This is a genomic window from Rhizobium sp. KDH_Rht_773_N (assembly GCF_052946295.1).
The window spans coordinates 1,329,591-1,345,312 of sequence record NZ_JBRFNB010000002.1 but is presented as its reverse complement, the minus strand read 5'-3'; the positions used below and the strand labels follow the sequence as shown (position 1 = coordinate 1,345,312).

Here is a 15,722-nt window from a genome sequence, read left to right as displayed (position 1 = left end):
CGGCGGCGGACAGGCATCGAACGCCTCTCGACGATCAGAGATCGGCCATGAAAATCATCCGCGGGAATCGACGGCGTCGGGATGAGGTTCTATGCCAGGCGGAAGGCCTAACCGACTGGAACGAATCATGATTTTGCGCATCAGCCGCACCGGGGCAAACACGGTACTCTTCGGCGTGCTGCTGATGCTTCTCGGCGATTTCCTGTTCTCGCTGAACGACGCCATGGGCAAATGGCTGGTGGCGAGCTTTTCAGTCGGTCAGGTCCTGGTGATCCGTTCGCTCGGCTCATTTCTGATCCTTGCGCCGATCATTGCCAGAAAGGGACCTCACTCGCTGTTTCGGGTCGAGCGTGTATCCCTGCAGATCCTCAGGGTGATCCTGACAACAGGCGATGTTGCCTTCTTCTATGCCGCGGTCGCCTACCTTCCGCTCGCAGACGTCATGACCTTCTATATGGCCGGCCCGATCTATGTGGCCGCTCTCTCGCACTTCTTTCTTGGCGAAACGATCGGCTGGCGCCGCTGGCTCGCTGTCATCCTGGGATTTGTGGGCGTCGTGATTGCGCTAAGACCTTCGACCGCCATGTTATCCTGGCCATCGATCTTCGGCCTGATCGGCAGCCTTTGCTTTGCGCTGACGCTGATCCTCGGCCGCCGGTTGCGACAGACGAGCGATGCCACGCTTGTGACATGGCAGACGGTTGGCGCCCTCGTGACGGGGCTTCTTCTTGGCGCCGGCCACTGGCACGCCATGTCCGTCCTCGACTTCCTCGCGATGCTGGCGCTCGGCATCGTAGCGGGCAGCGCCCATATGATGATCACGCGCGCGCTGAAGCTTGCGCCTGCTTCTCTGCTTGCGCCGCTGCAATACAGCCTGCTCCTGTGGGCAATCGTGCTTGGCTACGTTTTCTTCGACGAACTGCCCGACAGCCAGATCCTGGCAGGCTCCGTCATCATCGTTCTCGCAGGCCTCTTCATTTTCCATCGCAAGAATATGGTGGAAACGACGTCCAGAGCCGACGTTCCGCCCGACGGGCATTAGAGATCACATGGCTTTCCGTCGCTGACGGGCGCAGCTTCTATTCTGACAGTCTTCGGTCACACGGCGTCCCGGGCGAACGACTCGGCCGTTTTCGTGTGCCCCTCTTCATTTCCACCGATGGAGCCACTTTCCCGATTGACAGGACCACTTCCGTCGTTATTCTATTATAAAAATTGACATAACATAATTGTGGAACATTAAACCGGGAGCATGAAATGAAGACACTTGTCGCATTCCTTCTCGGCACAGCGCTGGTCGCTCTGCCGACAACTTTGCTGGCCCAGGAAAAGGGTGGCGTTATCAACGTCGCGACGATCGGCGAACCGCCGACGCTTGACCCGATGTCCTCGACCGCCGACCTTGTCGGCATCGTCACGCAGCACATTTTCGAAACGCTCTACACCTTCGACAAGAAGTGGAACGTCACGCCGCTTCTGGCTGAAAGCCTGCCGGAAATCAGTGCTGACGGTAAGACCTATACGATCAAGCTGCGCACCGGCATCAAGTTCCATGACAATTCCGACATGACTTCGGAGGATGTCGTCGCTTCGCTGAACCGCTGGATGAAGATCGCTTCGCGCGGCAAGCAGGTTGCGGGCTTCGTGGATTCCGTCACCGCCGTCGATCCGGCAACTGTCAAGATCGCGCTGAAGCAGCCCTATGCGCCGCTGACTTCGCTGCTCGCCTTCAACAATTCCGCCGCCATCATCATCCCCTCGGAAAAGCAGGATGAGCCGATGAAGGAATTCATCGGTACCGGTCCCTACATGCTGAAGGAACGCAAGGCGGACCAATATATCCAGCTCGTCCGTTTTGATGGCTACAAGTCTCGCGACGGCGAAAGCGACGGTTACGGCGGCGCCCGCCACCAGTATCTCGACGAAATCCGCTTCGTGCCGGTTCCGGACGCGAACACCCGCGTCGAGGCGGCCGTTTCCGGCCAGTACGATTATGTCGATTCGATCCCGGTCGAATCCTTCGACAAGCTGAAGGCATCGACTGCCTCGCAGCCGGTCATCCTGAAGCCTTTCGGCTACCCGGTCTTTGTCTTCAATACGAAGGAGGGTCTTGCCAAGAATGTCGAGATCCGCAAGGCGATCCGCCAGGCTCTGAGCATGGAAGACATGCTCGCCGCAGCCTTCGGCAGCACGGATTTCTATGCGCTTGACGGCGACATCTATCCCAAGCCCTATGCCTGGAACACGAATGCGGGTGTCGAGGGCAATTACAATGTCGGCGATTCCGAAGGCGCTGCCGCCGCAGCGAAAAAGGCTGGCTACAATGGCGAGCCGATCCGCATCCTGACCAGCCGCCAGTATGAATTCCACTACAAGATGGCGCAGGTCGCGGCCGAATATCTCAAGGCCGCCGGTTTTGCCGTCGATCTGCAGGTCGTCGACTGGGCAACGCTGACGCAGCGCCGTACCGATCCGAAGCTCTGGGATATCTATATCAGCCACAGCCCCTTCCTGCCGGAGCCGGCGCTGATCGGGTCCTTGTCTCCGAGCTCGCCCGGCTGGTGGGATACGCCGACCCGCAAGAGTGTCGTCGATGCCTTTACCTCCGAGGTCGATCCGCAGAAGCGCGTAGCCCTTTGGGCCGATGTGCAGAAGGCCATGTATGACGAAGTGCCCTACATGAAGATCGGCGATTTCAACGCCGTGTCGGCGGAATCGACCAAGCTCGAAGGTGTCGATCCGGCTCCGTGGCCTTACTTCTGGAACGCGTCCATCAAGAAGTAACGCTTTCTATCGCGGGATACCGGCGCGCCTGCTCCGGTATCCTTCTTCCATCGTGCCCCGCCGGCACCGGGACAGACTTCATGATACGTTACATTTTCCAGCGCCTGCTTGGCATGATCGTCGTGATGTTCCTCGTCGTCACGATCGTCTTCGTCATCGTGCGCGTCACTCCCGGCGATCCGGCAGCCGTCATGCTCGGTCCCGATGCGACGCCGCAGGACATTGCCGATCTGCGCGCCAGCCTTGGCCTCGATAAATCGATCGGCGTGCAATATCTCTATTATATCGGCCAGCTCCTGAAGGGTGATCTCGGGCAGTCGATCTTCCTCAACATGCCGGTGACATCAGCACTGCTCGATCGCGCCGAGCCGACCTTTTTCCTGACGATCTTTTCGCTTGTCATCGCCGGCATCATCGCACTGCCGATCGGCATTTACGCTGCCTATCGCCGCGGTTCCTTCATCGATCAGGCGGCAACCACGCTGGCGATGTTTGCAGCAAGCATTCCGAGCTTCTGGCTCGGCCTCATTCTCATGCAGGTCTTTGCGGTTCGTTTCGGCCTGTTTCCGGTCTCCGGTTATGGCGGACCGGGCTCGACTTTTCTCGATCGCATGTATCACCTGACGCTGCCTGCCTTTGCGCTCGGCATCGTCTCCTCGGCGCTTATCCTGCGCTTCACCCGTGCCTCGATGCTCGACGTGCTCGGCGACGATTACATCCGCACCGCCCGCGCCAAGGGTCTGGTCGAGCGCCGGGTGATCCTCAAACATGCCCTGAAGAATGCGCTGATCCCGATCCTCACCGTCCTCGGCCTCACCGCCGCGGTGCTGATTTCCGGCGCTGTGGTGACGGAAACCGTCTTCGGTCTTCCGGGTGTGGGCAATCTCGTCGTATCGGCGGTTCTGCGTCGCGACTATCCGGTCATCCAGGGTGCGCTTCTGGTGATTGCAGCGCTCTATGTCCTGATCAATTTTGCGATCGACATGCTTTATCTGCTCGTCGATCCGAGGGTGCGCTACTGATGACGGATATCGCGATCAAACCGGCCGAGAACGAAGGCCGCAAGTTCATCCGCCGCCTGCTGAAGCGCAAGACGGTCGCCGTCGGCCTGCTGATCCTGCTGGTCTTCGTGCTGCTGGCGGTCCTGGCGCCCTGGGTCGCCCCCTATTCGCCGTCGAAGCTTTCGATCGTCAACCGCCTGAAACCGCCGAGCGGCACCTACTTCTTCGGCACCGACGAGTTCGGCCGGGATGTGCTGTCGCGCACCATCTTTGCCGGTCGCCTCTCGCTGCTCGTCGGCGCTGCTGTCGTGGCGCTGTCGGCCGCGATCGGGGTCACGCTCGGTCTGCTCGCCGGCTTCTTCAAGAATCTTGATACGCCGATTGCCCGCCTGATCGATGCGATGATGGCCTTTCCGGACATCCTATTGGCGATTGCGCTTGTCGCTGCCCTCGGCCCGTCGCTGACGACGGTCATCATCGCGCTGTCGATCGTCTATGCCCCGCGTCTTGCCCGTATCGTGCGTGCCTCGACCCTCGTCATTCGCGAACTGCCCTATGTCGAGGCGGCGCAGGCGCTCGGCATCTCGACTTTCCATATCATGACGCGGCATGTGCTGAGGAACCTGCTCTCCCCCATCATGGTGCAGTCGACTTTCCTCTTTGCGAGCGCCATGCTCGCCGAGGCAGGCCTGTCCTTCCTCGGTCTCGGCGTGAGCCCGGAAATTCCGACCTGGGGCACGATGATAGCCGCCGGCCGGCAATATATCGGTCAGGCCGACTGGATGACGCTGTTTCCGGGTGTCGCCATCATTCTCTCCGTGCTTTCGCTCCAGATGGTCGGTGACGGTCTGCGCGACATGCTCGATCCCAAACTTCGAAAGGACCTTTAGATGACCGGTGAAACAGCGGGCAAGCCGCTCCTTCTCACCAGCGTAAAGCCTGTCGGCTTCGGCGCCGGCACGCCCGATGGGGCAATCGACATTCTGGTCGATGCCGATGGCAAGATCGCCAAGTTCGGCCCGTCCCTGGCTGTGGCCGACGACGTGACGCGCGTTGACGGCAAGGGCGCCTTCGTTTCGCCCGGCTGGGTCGATCTGCATGTACATATCTGGCACGGCGGCACCGACATCTCGATCCGCCCGTCCGAATGCGGCGTCGAGCGGGGTGTGACGACGCTGGTGGACGCCGGCTCTGCCGGTGAGGCCAATTTCCACGGTTTCCGCGAGTATATTATCGAGCCGTCGAAGGAGCGCATCAAGGCCTTCCTCAACCTCGGTTCCATTGGTCTGGTCGCCTGCAATCGTGTCGCGGAACTGCGCGACATCAGGGATATCGACCTTGACCGTATCCTCGAGTGCTACGCCGAAAACAGCGAGCACATCGTCGGCATCAAGGTGCGCGCCAGCCACGTGATCACCGGCTCCTGGGGTGTCACCCCCGTCAAGCTCGGCAAGAAGATCGCCAAGATCCTCAAGGTGCCGATGATGGTGCATGTCGGCGAGCCGCCGGCACTTTACGACGAGGTGCTGGAGATCCTCGGCCCCGGCGATGTGGTCACACACTGCTTCAACGGCAAGGCCGGTTCCAGCATCATGGAAGACGAAGACCTCTTCAATCTTGCCGAACGCTGCGCATCCGAAGGCATCCGTCTCGATATCGGCCATGGCGGCGCATCCTTCTCGTTCAAGGTGGCGGAGGCCGCCATTGCCCGCGGCCTGTTGCCCCACTCGATCTCCACGGACCTGCATGGCCATTCGATGAACTTCCCGGTCTGGGACCTGGCAACGACCATGTCGAAGCTGCTCTCGGTCGGCATGCCCTTCGACAAGGTGATCGATGCCGTTACTCATGCGCCGGCATCGGTGATCAAGCTGTCGATGGAAAACCGGCTGACGGTTGGCGCTCAGGCCGAGTTTACGATCTTCGACCTCGTCGATTCCGATCTGGAGGCGACCGACTCCAACGGCGACGTCTCTGTGCTGAACAAGCTTTTCGAGCCGCGTTATGCCGTGCTCGGCAGCGAGGTCTTCACATCGAGCCGCTATGTGCCCCGCGCCCGCAAGCTGGTGCGCCACAGCCACGGTTATTCCTACCGGTGATCGTTCCGGTCATTCACAAGCAATTCGCATGACAGGAGTTTGCGTGAACCAGTCTTCCGCCACCGCCGGCACCATCGGCACGTCGCCCTACGAGCGGCTTGCCGCTCTCGGCATCAAGCTTCCGGCTCCGCCGCCGCCGATCGCCAATTTCGTCACCCATGTGCAGGAGGGCAACATGCTCTACCTGTCGGGGCAGGGACCTCGTGAAGCGGACGGCTTCATGCATGTCGGCAAGGTCGGGGCCGAGATCGGCGTCGAGGCTGCTTACGGCCATGCGAAACTGACCGGCATCAATCTGCTGTCCGTCATGCATGAGGCGCTTGGCGATCTTTCGCGCGTCAAACGCGTCGTCAAGCTGCTTGGCATGGTCAATGCAGTGCCCCATTTCGCAGATCACCCGGCCGTCATCAACGGCTGCTCGGATCTCTTCATCGAGGTCTTCGGCGAGGAGGTCGGCCAACATGCCCGCTCGGCCGTCGGCTTCGGATCGCTGCCAGGCAACATCACCGTCGAAATCGAGGCTATCGTCGCGCTCAGGGATTGATGAGGATGCCTGTGACTGTTCCGGCGCAACAGATTGAAATTGGAGATACCCATGTCTGAGGACATCCGCACATCGATCGGCCTTCGTCCGGTCATCAACGTTTCCGGCACGATGACCAGCCTCGGCGCATCGATCGTCGTTCCCGAGGCCATCGCTGCCATGTCGTCGATCCTGCCGCAATTCGTGGAGATCAACGACCTCCAGCGCAAGGCGAGCGCGGTCATTGCCCGGTTGACCGGCGGCGAGGCGGGCTTCGTCACCGCATCCTGCTCTGCCGGCATTTCGCTCGCTGTCGCCGGCACGATCACCGGCAATAATCTTCTCGCCATTGAGAAACTGCCGGATGTGGTTCCAGAGAAGAATGAAGTTCTCGTCCAGATGGGCCACGTCGTCAGCTACGGCGCGCCGGTCGATCAGGCGATCCGCCTCGCCGGCGGCAAGGTCGTGCTGATCGGTCAGGCGACCTCCACGCATCGCTTCCATATGGAGCATGCGATTACCGAAAAGACGGCCGCCGCCGTCTATGTCGTCTCGCATCACGTCGTCGATTACGGCCTGCTCAACCTCAGGGAATTCGTCGAAATCGCCCATGCGAGGGGCGTTCCCGTTATCGTCGATGCAGCCTCGGAATATGATCTGCGCATCTTCCTGGAGCAGGGGGCCGATGTGGCGCTCTATTCCGGCCACAAGTTCCTGGGCGGCCCGACCTCGGGCATCGTTGCCGGCAGAAAGGAACTGGTGCGCAACGCCTTCCTGCAGAATATGGGTATCGGCCGCGGCATGAAGGTCGGCAAGGAGAGTATCTTCGGCGTCATGGCGGCACTGGAGGCCTGGGAAAAGCGCGACCATGCCGGCATTCGCGAGCGTGAGACCAGCTACCTCAATCTTTGGAAGCAGACGCTCGACGGCCGCCCCGGCGTGACCGCGCTGATCGAACCGGACCCGACCAACAACCCGCTCGACCGCCTGCGCCTGATCGTCGATGCCGAGGAGGCGCATATCACGGCCTGGGATCTCGCCGATGCGCTCGGACGCGGTTCTCCGCCGATCATCGTGCGCGACCATGAAGTCGAGCACCATTACTTCTATCTCGACCCCTGCAACCTGCATCCGGGTCAGGAAAAGATCGTCGCGAGCCGCCTCGCGGAAGAACTCGACAAGGCGCGCGCCTCCAACGAGATCATCGCAACGCCGATCGAAAACCGCAGCAAGCGCCGTTTCGAAGGCGTGCTGAAGTGGCCGGACTGATCGGAAAACCCGGCGTAAATTGAGGAAGCGATCATGGCAAGCATCCCGGCACAATCCATCGCAACGGCAGAGCCCGTTCTCTCCGTCCAGAATCTGACGACATCCTTTCTGGTCGATGGTGCCTGGAGGCCGGTCGTTCGCAACGTCTCCTTCGATGTCGCACCGGGCGAGACGGTTGCCATCGTCGGCGAGAGCGGTTCCGGCAAGAGCGTAACCTCGCTGTCGATCATGCGCCTTCTGCAGGCGGATTCGAGCCGTATCGAAGGCAGGATCATGCTTGGCGGGCGCGATCTTCTGGCTTTGCCGGAAGATCAGATGCGCAAGGTGCGCGGCAACGATGTCGCAATGATCTTTCAGGAGCCGATGACGAGCCTCAATCCGCTCTTCACCATCGGCGACCAGATTTCGGAGGCCCTGCTTTGCCATCGGTCCATGTCGAAGGCCGAGGCACGTGCGGAGACGATCCGGCTGCTCGAAAAAGTGCGCATCCCCTCGGCAGCCTCGCGCTTCGATGAATATCCGCACCGCTTCTCCGGCGGCATGCGCCAGCGCGTGATGATCGCCATGGCGCTTGCCTCGCGGCCGAAGCTGCTGATCGCCGACGAACCGACGACGGCGCTCGACGTGACGATCCAGGGCCAGATCCTGGATCTGATCAAGATGCTGCAGGAAGAGGAGGGCACCTCGGTCCTGTTCATTACCCATGACATGGGCGTGGTGGCCGAGATTGCCGACCGCACTGTCGTCATGTATCGCGGTGAGCAGGTGGAAACGGGAGCGACCGCCGATATCTTCCATCGCGGCAAACATCCCTATACCCGGGCGCTGCTGTCGGCAGTACCGGTGCTCGGCTCCATGCAGGGCTACGAGCGGCCATTGCGCTTTCCTGTCGTCAATACGGCAACGGGTGAATCGATCGCGCCGGTCCAGACGGCCGATACGGTCGCCGCCGCAGCCCGCCCGGTGCTGGAAGTGAAGAACCTCACCAAGCGCTTCGATATTCACTCCGGCCTGTTCGGCAAGTTGACCGGCCGCGTCCACGCGGTCGAGAACGTCTCCTTCGATCTCCATGCCGGTGAGACGCTATCGCTCGTCGGCGAGTCCGGATGCGGTAAATCGACGACCGGGCGCGCAATCATGCGATTGATAGAGGCGCAGAGCGGTTCCGTGATCGCCGACGGCAAGGATGTGCTGGCGCTCGACAGGACGGGCATGCGTGAGATGCGCAAGACCGTGCAGATGATCTTCCAGGATCCATTTGCCAGCCTCAATCCGCGCATTCGCGTCGGCGACGCCATTGCCGAGCCTTATCTCGAACACAGGATGGGAACGACAAGGCAGGCAAAGGAGCGCGTCGCGGACCTCCTCGTCAAGGTCGGCCTGACGCCCGACATGGCCTCGCGCTTCCCGCATGAATTTTCTGGCGGACAGCGCCAGCGCATCTGCATTGCGCGTGCGCTTGCGTTGGAACCGAAGGTTATTGTGGCGGATGAGAGCGTTTCGGCGCTCGACGTTTCGATCAAGGCGCAGGTCATCAATCTGATGCTGGACCTGCAGCAAAGCCTCAACCTCGCCTTCCTGTTCATCTCCCACGACATGGCCGTCGTCGAGCGTGTCAGCCATCGTGTCGCGGTCATGTATCTCGGCGAAATCGTCGAAATCGGCCCGCGCGCGGCCGTCTTCGGCAACCCGCAGCACGACTATACCAAAAAGCTGATGTCGGCCGTCCCGGTTCCGGACCCCGATCGCCGTCGTGAAAAGCGGTCAGTCGCCAATGACGAGATCAAGAGCCCCATCCGGCCCGTCGACTACAAGATCAAGCCGCTTGAGTACCGGGAGGTATCGCCGGGGCACCTGGTGGCGATCTGACCTCGGCCCGGGAACGGCGGCTCCCCCTGCTACATCATGGAGCTGGTTTGGAAAATCCTAATGCCTGATATCGTCGGCTCGTAGCTGATCGATCGCGTCGAGCGCTTCGTTCGCTGTCCAGCCGGCGCGCAAGGCAGCGGCAACAAGCCGGACCTCCGCCTCCATTTCAAGCCTCAGATAAAGCCCCTCCAAGGCCTCCTTGGCCGTGACCACGTGATCGTCATGCGGCACAACGCGAGCATTCCGTGAGGTCATTGACACGTTCCTTTCCTTCCTCGATCTGGTTGTGCTTCTTGTTAGGGCGATAACAGGTTCTTCGCGTCCCAGAGACGAATTACGCGCATGCGTTGATTTTGTTCCATGCGTTTTGCTGCCGGCGACGCGAGCACTAAGTCTTTTCGTTGCGTTCCTGCCCCATGTCCGTGAATGACGCGGCCGATGGACGGTTGACGAAATTGCGATAGAACGACAGACCTCCACACATCCCCGAGGCCAAGGGAACATATCATGCCACATTTGCAGGAACTGATCGACTGGATTATTGCCGAAGGACTATCAACCGATACGATCGAGACTGTTCTGCAGGGTGTGGCAGAACGGCTGACGGACATCGGATATTCGATTGTTCGTGCCTCGATTGCCATGCCGTCGATCGACCCCCTGCAACGCGGGTCTTCAGTCGCATGGTACCGGTCGTCAGGTTTTTTGACTGAAATTCAAGGACATGACGCAGCGGGCCAAGAGCTGTTCCAGCGCTCGCCCGTTGCTTATCTCCTGACGAACGATCTCGATTACGCCCGCTGGAAATTGCCGCCCGGACCGGGCGCGCCGCCGATTCCGCTGCTGACCGAGCTGGCCGAGCTCGGGGCCACGGATTACCTCATGAAACTTGCGCGATTTCCTGGCGACACCGCGCTTGCAGGCGTCAGCTTTTCCATGGCCGTCGATCAGCCCGAGGGCTTTTCCGATCATCAGATCGCGGGACTGCGGGAGCTGATGCCAGCCCTTACCCTTACCTGTTGCCGGATCGCCACCACGCGCGTCGCCACCGATGTGCTCGCAGTCTATACCGGTGCCGGAAGCAGCGGCCGCATCCTGAGCGGTCACATAAGGCGCGGCGACGGCACCGCGATCTACGCCGCGATCCTTCTGGCCGATCTCAAGAACTTCACGTCGCTCAACGAAAGACACGCGCCTGACCGCATCGTTGCCTGGCTCAACGAGCATTTCGAGGCGATCGGCGCTCCGGTCGAGCAAGAAGGCGGCGAGATCCTGAAGTTCATGGGCGACAGCCTGCTTGCCATCTTCCCTGCCGATATCGACAGGCCGGCCGAGGCATGCTCGCGCGCGCTTTCGGCAGCGCGAACTGCGATGGATGCCAATGCCGAGGTCAATCGCCGGCGAGCGGAAAGGGGCGAGCCGGAATTGCTGGTCGACATCGTTCTTCACGTCGGCGAGGTCTTTTATGGAAATGTCGGCGCGGCCCGTCGCCTGGACTTCACGGCCATCGGCAGGGCGGTTAACGAAGCGGCGCGCATGGAGAAACTCGCCGATGTCGTTGGCCGCAGCCTGCTGGCATCAGCCGATTTCGTTTCACAGGCGCCAGGCCGTTTCGAGGAAGCGGGCACTTTTCCGCTGAAAGGCGTCGCTCGTCCAGCCGCCATATATGCCTGGCCAGATTGATATCTGAGGTGCGGTCCGGCCGAGGCCGCAGTTCAGCAAGGTCAAAGCCCAGCCATTGCGACCGGGCTTGCCTGTTCTTTCTATCGCGCACCCGTTGGGGGCGCCTGTTCAATATCCTGGTTGCTCGATTATCAGCCGCGGAAGAGCGACAGAATATTCTGCGAGGAGGAATTGGCGATCGATAGCGACTGGATGGCCAGCTGCTGCTGTGTCTGCAACGCCGTCAGCCTGCTCGATTCCTCTTCCATGTTGGCATCCACGAGGCGGCCCACACCGGAATCGATTGAGTCGGAGAGCGCGCTTACGAAGGTTTCCTGATTGCCGATGCGCGTGGAAATCGAGCCCAGCTGAGCGCCGGCGGACGTCATGGCCGAGAGTGCCGATTCGACGGTCGAAAGCGCGGACTGGATCTGGCCGGTGGTGAAATTGGTGATATCCAGCGAGAAGACCGAATTGCCGTTTGCATCGGCCGTTCCGAGAATGCCCGTCGACGTGTCGATCGTTCCGCTGGTTGTCATGCCGAAGAGGACGTTGCCGTTGGAACTCGTGTCCAGAACATAATCGGTCATCTTGACCGAAACATTGCCCGAGCCGTCGCGGACGAAGGAGGATACGACGCTCTTGGTGCCGTCAGCACCGGCAACCCAGTTTTCGCCGGAGAAGGAGGCGGACTGGGCAACGCTGAGCAGCTGATCCTGGAGCTGCGAAATTTCCTCCTGGACCTTCGTCTTGTCGACGCCTTCTTCCGTCGCTGCCACGAGCTTGGATTTGATCTGGTCAACCACGTCGATCGCGCTGTCCATGGCGGTATAGGCGGTATCGACCTTTGCGGCACCGAGGCCGAGTGCGTCGGACACGGCCGAAAGTGCCTTATTGTCGGATCGCATTGTGGTGGCAATCGACCAATAGGCCGCATTGTCCGACGCCTTGTCGACGCGATAGCCCGTCGATACGGCGTTTTGAGTCTGCTGCATGTTGCTGCTGATCGTGCGCAGTGTCTGCAGGGCTGCCATTGCAGAATTGTTGGTATTGATGCTCGTCATCGTGAAATCGCCCGTCTAAACTAGGTTTGAGTTCGACATTCCGGAAACGGCCGGATCGTGCTGAGCGGCTTCATGCCTATCGTCCCGACAGGTCGGGACCGATTCATCACGGGCAGGAGGAAGTCGGGAAGCTGCCGCGGCATGACTTCTCGGCGTCGGGATGATTTATAGTACCTAATGGTACCTTAATTATTAACGCGCTGGCGGTATTCAGCGGTTCACTGAATCTTCACCAGGAGTTGATCGCTTTCAGAGAAAGGGCGCCTGGAGATCATCGCCTGTTGCGATGGTAGCGTTGACACCCGAGCCGCCTGACGCCGGTTATTCAAGAGACATGCCGGGCAAAGGAACGACAAAAAGGGAGCGATTGGCTCGCCCCCTTTTCACGTCAGATTGCGGATATTGTATCGGCCCGGCAGAGATCAGCCGGGGCGGAAACAGATCAGCCCGCTACGAATGCAGTCTGAGATACGGCTTGATGGCGCCGATTGCTTCGATCCAGATGTCGAAGGCCGAGTGAGCGAGCAGATTTGCGGCGATCCTGTCGCAGAACTTTTCGATCTCCGGAGGAACATCTTCGATTGCCGTGCCGCTTGCGTCAAAGACGCCACGGCGAGGCCATGCACGCGCCTGTGCCGGATAACGGGGTTCCCCGACGAAGGGCAGCATGTCGATCAGCGAACATGCGAGCTTGTAGGCCAGCTCTTCCTGGCATTCGATGACAGGAAGGTAGTCATGAGAAAACATCGCGTCCATGGTGGTCAGGCCGTCTTCAGCTGGGCAACGGCCAGAAGCGTGTCGGCACTGATGCCGCCCGATGAGGAGTTGCTGAGAATGGACAGCGCCGGGGAGGTGCCTTGCGTGCCGTTCTTGACATCATACATCGCGGTGAAGCGCTTGATAAGCGATTCAACCTTGTCCGGATCCGAGAGGTCCTTGAGGTCGATATATTGGTTGACCATGTCCGCCTGCTTGTCGACGTCCATGCTGGAGACGTAGCTCGACAGGTTGAAGGTCGTGGTGAAGAACTCCATGAGCGCGGAATCGCCGAGAATATCATAGGCGTTGGAGATCGTCGGCGCCTTGCGCTGGAAGTAGAGCGCCAGGCGCACACCGGTATTCTCGTCGCCCTCGTCGCTTTCAAGGGTCTGCTGCAGATAGTCGTTGACCGTCTGGAGAACATCGCCGCGCTGCTGGACCGAGCCCGTCGGATCCTTGGAGATATTGCCGTCACTGTCGAAATTGAAGGATGCGACGATTTCCGCAAAACGGTTGTCGGATTGCTGATTGACGAAACTCTTCTTGTCGTCGAGATCGGAGGCGAACATCTTCTTCAGGTCTGCCGCCTTAACGTCCTTGGGGTCGATGCCCTTGGCTTCAAGGACGAAGTTCACAAGCCGGTCGTTCGACAGGAGATCGGAAACCGTCTTGATGCTTCCCATCTGCTCGCGGAAATAGGTGGCTTCCGTATCCGCAGCCTTGCCCGCATCGGTCTGCGCGGTTCCGGTGAGATAGCGGATCTTGTTCTGCTTGTATGCGGCAGCAAAATCATCGATCACCGATTCCGACATGGCCTGCAGCGGTACGCTCGCCTTGCCGTCCTTGTCGAAATTGAAGGCCTCGCGGAAAGCGACGAAGCGGTCGTCCTTCAGGCCGTTGACATAGCTCTTCGGATCATCCGGGTCGCTCGAGAGAATGCTGCGCAGTTCGCTTTTGGAAACGCTTGCCGGATCGATGCCGAAGGAGCGCAATGCCATCTCCCAAAGCTCCGGCTCCTCGTCATTGGTGCTGTCGTCGTCAGCTGTATTGGACGTCAGGAAATCGTTGATGGAGGTAACGGATGCCATGCGCGTCTTGTAGTTGGCGATCGCGTCGTCCGTGCTGAAATTGGCGATAGCCGACTGGTAGTTGGTGGCAAAGCTTGCCGACGTGGCCGCCGTCTGGTCGGCTGTCTGAGCGCTTACGTCGGAGAGACTGCCGTCCTCGTTGAAATTGAACGCGTCATGCAGGTCGCCAAGACCGATCGCGTCGGCAACGTCGGCGTTTTTCAGTGCTGCGGAAATGTAATTGTCCGGATCGTCCTCAGATATGCCGTAGGCGGTGCGGATGTAGGAAACGAGTTTGGCATTCTGCATCAGATCGTCGACGGAAGACACATTGGCGATCTCTGCAGAGAAATACGTCGAATAGGCGGAGCCGGTTGTGCTCGAGGCAAATGTTGCCGAAGCGACGGTGTAGCCGTTCGTAACCAGGGAGGCCTGGTCGTCAGATTGGACACCGCCAGCCTTGACGCTGCCGTCGGTGTTGAAATTGAACGCCTTGGCAAGATCGAGATAGGTCGCATCGCCAAGCTGGTTGGCGAAGCTGGCGGGATCGCTGAGGTCGCTCGTCAGGACGTCACGCAGGAAACTCGTCGATGTGTAATCGGTGCTGAGGCCGAACGAGGTCAGAACATAGTTCTTCAGGCGTGTATTGCCGAGGAGATCGTCCACGGAGGTAACGTCAGAAATCGCGCCTTGGTAGTAGCTGGTTTCAGCGCTGATATTGTCCTGTTCGTCATCGAAGGAGGCCTGATAAGCGTCCAGGAGATTGGTTTCCTGGGCCGTCGACTGCGCTTCTTTCGTTTCGCCGGAAAATTTGAATGCAGCAGCGAAGTCGGCGTAGCGGCTGTCGCTGAGTTTGTTGGCGAAGCTCGACGAGTCGGAGAGGTCGCTTTCCAGGACCTTCTTCATGAAGGCCTTGGCGTAGGTCATGTCCTCGAGGCCGTAGGCCTTCATCGCGTACGAGTAGAGCCGATAGTCCCCCATGAACTCATCGACTGTGGTGACTTTGTTGATGTTGTCCTTGTAATATTGGGTGTCGCTGGCAACCGTGGCCTTGGATGCGATTGCACTCAGGCTGGCATTCATATCGCGTGCTACGGTCAGATAGCTGACATAGGTCGAAACCATTCTTGCTTCCCTTCTGGACGCAGATAGCCACTTCGAAAACGACCTTGAGATCGGTTCGATCGTATCTATCGAGCAAAGTTCAATACGTTTCAGGGACGCCAATCATGGCGGATTCAGTGCGCCTAACAGCGGCGCTCGTTCACCATATTTTGGGAACTAATAAGTTCTATAAATTAATTTCTCGTTAACGCAAGCCCGAAAACTGCGCGCATTCTTGTTCGGGGAAGGGTTGCGGGCGCTTTTGTGATGAGAGCGTTAACGCAAAAAAAATTCTGCGATCGCAATTTTTCATATTGAGCGAAACGTGATTCCGATTTAGAGAACTAATCAGTTCTGTAAATGACCGGTCGGGCTCCCCGCAATTGTCGGGCGGTTTCTCATCCGGGTCATTGTCCTCGTTGCTGGACCAGACGGCTCGCATTGCGCGAGTGGCCGGCTCAGCCTGATCATGACCGATCAACTCTTGTAAATCTGTTTCGGACCGCGAAGCAAGGTTCCGC

13 protein-coding genes are annotated in these 15,722 nt (G+C 59.5%); 9 read left to right on the top strand and 4 right to left on the bottom strand.

The genetic code is table 11. The features are described from left to right. The first annotated feature begins 127 nt into the window (after positions 1–127). From ACU8HS_RS28075 to ACU8HS_RS28040, 8 genes are all read left to right on the top strand, one after another. Positions 128–1,042 (top strand): DMT family transporter, encoded by a 915-nt coding sequence (locus tag ACU8HS_RS28075; protein ID WP_112753703.1) that lies wholly within the window; start codon positions 128–130, stop codon positions 1,040–1,042. Positions 1,043–1,257: 215 nt separating this feature from the next. Continuing rightward, positions 1,258–2,784 carry an ABC transporter substrate-binding protein gene (locus tag ACU8HS_RS28070; protein WP_112704139.1) on the top strand — a complete coding sequence of 509 codons (1,527 nt, stop codon included), beginning with the start codon at positions 1,258–1,260 and terminating at the stop codon, positions 2,782–2,784. A gap of 80 nt (positions 2,785–2,864) precedes the next feature. Then, on the top strand, positions 2,865–3,806 hold the full coding sequence (locus ACU8HS_RS28065; RefSeq protein WP_162702915.1) for an ABC transporter permease: 942 nt from the start codon (positions 2,865–2,867) through the stop codon (positions 3,804–3,806). Then, positions 3,806–4,675, top strand: coding sequence for an ABC transporter permease (locus ACU8HS_RS28060; protein WP_112570049.1), 870 nt, complete (start codon positions 3,806–3,808; stop codon positions 4,673–4,675). Before ACU8HS_RS28065 ends, ACU8HS_RS28060 begins: the two co-directional genes overlap by 1 nt. Next, positions 4,676–5,884 (top strand): amidohydrolase/deacetylase family metallohydrolase, encoded by a 1,209-nt coding sequence (locus ACU8HS_RS28055; protein ID WP_112570051.1) that lies wholly within the window; start codon positions 4,676–4,678, stop codon positions 5,882–5,884. It begins immediately after the preceding gene. 28 nt (positions 5,885–5,912) lie between these two features. After that, positions 5,913–6,428: a RidA family protein gene (locus ACU8HS_RS28050; RefSeq protein ID WP_112570053.1), complete on the top strand. Its 516-nt coding sequence runs from the start codon at positions 5,913–5,915 to the stop codon at positions 6,426–6,428. Between the two features lie 51 nt (positions 6,429–6,479). Beyond that, the gene (locus ACU8HS_RS28045) at positions 6,480–7,676 is read left to right on the top strand and encodes an aminotransferase class V-fold PLP-dependent enzyme (protein ID WP_112753701.1); all 1,197 of its coding nucleotides are present in this window, start codon (positions 6,480–6,482) and stop codon (positions 7,674–7,676) included. A gap of 33 nt (positions 7,677–7,709) precedes the next feature. Continuing rightward, positions 7,710–9,545 (top strand): ABC transporter ATP-binding protein, encoded by a 1,836-nt coding sequence (locus tag ACU8HS_RS28040; protein WP_112753699.1) that lies wholly within the window; start codon positions 7,710–7,712, stop codon positions 9,543–9,545. 57 nt (positions 9,546–9,602) lie between these two features. Here the strand turns inward: ACU8HS_RS28040 and ACU8HS_RS28035 are convergent, their stop codons facing one another. Beyond that, entirely contained in the window at positions 9,603–9,800 is a 198-nt protein-coding gene (locus ACU8HS_RS28035; protein ID WP_112570059.1) for a hypothetical protein, read from the bottom strand. Between the two features lie 252 nt (positions 9,801–10,052). On the opposite strand from ACU8HS_RS28035, the gene ACU8HS_RS28030 reads away from it, so the two are divergent. After that, positions 10,053–11,228 (top strand): adenylate/guanylate cyclase domain-containing protein, encoded by a 1,176-nt coding sequence (locus ACU8HS_RS28030; protein ID WP_113413387.1) that lies wholly within the window; start codon positions 10,053–10,055, stop codon positions 11,226–11,228. 131 nt (positions 11,229–11,359) lie between these two features. Here ACU8HS_RS28030 and ACU8HS_RS28025 read toward each other — a convergent pair whose 3' ends face one another. From ACU8HS_RS28025 to ACU8HS_RS28015, 3 genes are all read right to left on the bottom strand, one after another. Then, positions 11,360–12,271: a flagellin N-terminal helical domain-containing protein gene (locus ACU8HS_RS28025; RefSeq protein ID WP_112570063.1), complete on the bottom strand. Its 912-nt coding sequence runs from the start codon at positions 12,269–12,271 to the stop codon at positions 11,360–11,362. 450 nt (positions 12,272–12,721) lie between these two features. Further along, a complete protein-coding gene (locus tag ACU8HS_RS28020; protein ID WP_447016171.1) occupies positions 12,722–13,018 on the bottom strand; it encodes a hypothetical protein in 297 nt (98 codons plus the stop codon). A gap of 14 nt (positions 13,019–13,032) precedes the next feature. Beyond that, a complete protein-coding gene (locus tag ACU8HS_RS28015) occupies positions 13,033–15,222 on the bottom strand; it encodes a DUF1217 domain-containing protein (RefSeq protein WP_112570067.1) in 2,190 nt (729 codons plus the stop codon). Positions 15,223–15,722: the final 500 nt, after the last annotated feature.

Coding starts and splice junctions, on each gene's coding strand:
- ACU8HS_RS28075 (WP_112753703.1), top strand. CDS start 128: ATGATTTTGCGCATCAGCCGCACCGGGGCAAACACGGTACTCTTCGGC.
- ACU8HS_RS28070 (WP_112704139.1), top strand. CDS start 1,258: ATGAAGACACTTGTCGCATTCCTTCTCGGCACAGCGCTGGTCGCTCTG.
- ACU8HS_RS28065 (WP_162702915.1), top strand. CDS start 2,865: ATGATACGTTACATTTTCCAGCGCCTGCTTGGCATGATCGTCGTGATG.
- ACU8HS_RS28060 (WP_112570049.1), top strand. CDS start 3,806: ATGACGGATATCGCGATCAAACCGGCCGAGAACGAAGGCCGCAAGTTC.
- ACU8HS_RS28055 (WP_112570051.1), top strand. CDS start 4,676: ATGACCGGTGAAACAGCGGGCAAGCCGCTCCTTCTCACCAGCGTAAAG.
- ACU8HS_RS28050 (WP_112570053.1), top strand. CDS start 5,913: ATGACAGGAGTTTGCGTGAACCAGTCTTCCGCCACCGCCGGCACCATC.
- ACU8HS_RS28045 (WP_112753701.1), top strand. CDS start 6,480: ATGTCTGAGGACATCCGCACATCGATCGGCCTTCGTCCGGTCATCAAC.
- ACU8HS_RS28040 (WP_112753699.1), top strand. CDS start 7,710: ATGGCAAGCATCCCGGCACAATCCATCGCAACGGCAGAGCCCGTTCTC.
- ACU8HS_RS28035 (WP_112570059.1), bottom strand. CDS start 9,800: ATGACCTCACGGAATGCTCGCGTTGTGCCGCATGACGATCACGTGGTC.
- ACU8HS_RS28030 (WP_113413387.1), top strand. CDS start 10,053: ATGCCACATTTGCAGGAACTGATCGACTGGATTATTGCCGAAGGACTA.
- ACU8HS_RS28025 (WP_112570063.1), bottom strand. CDS start 12,271: ATGACGAGCATCAATACCAACAATTCTGCAATGGCAGCCCTGCAGACA.
- ACU8HS_RS28020 (WP_447016171.1), bottom strand. CDS start 13,018: ATGTTTTCTCATGACTACCTTCCTGTCATCGAATGCCAGGAAGAGCTG.
- ACU8HS_RS28015 (WP_112570067.1), bottom strand. CDS start 15,222: ATGGTTTCGACCTATGTCAGCTATCTGACCGTAGCACGCGATATGAAT.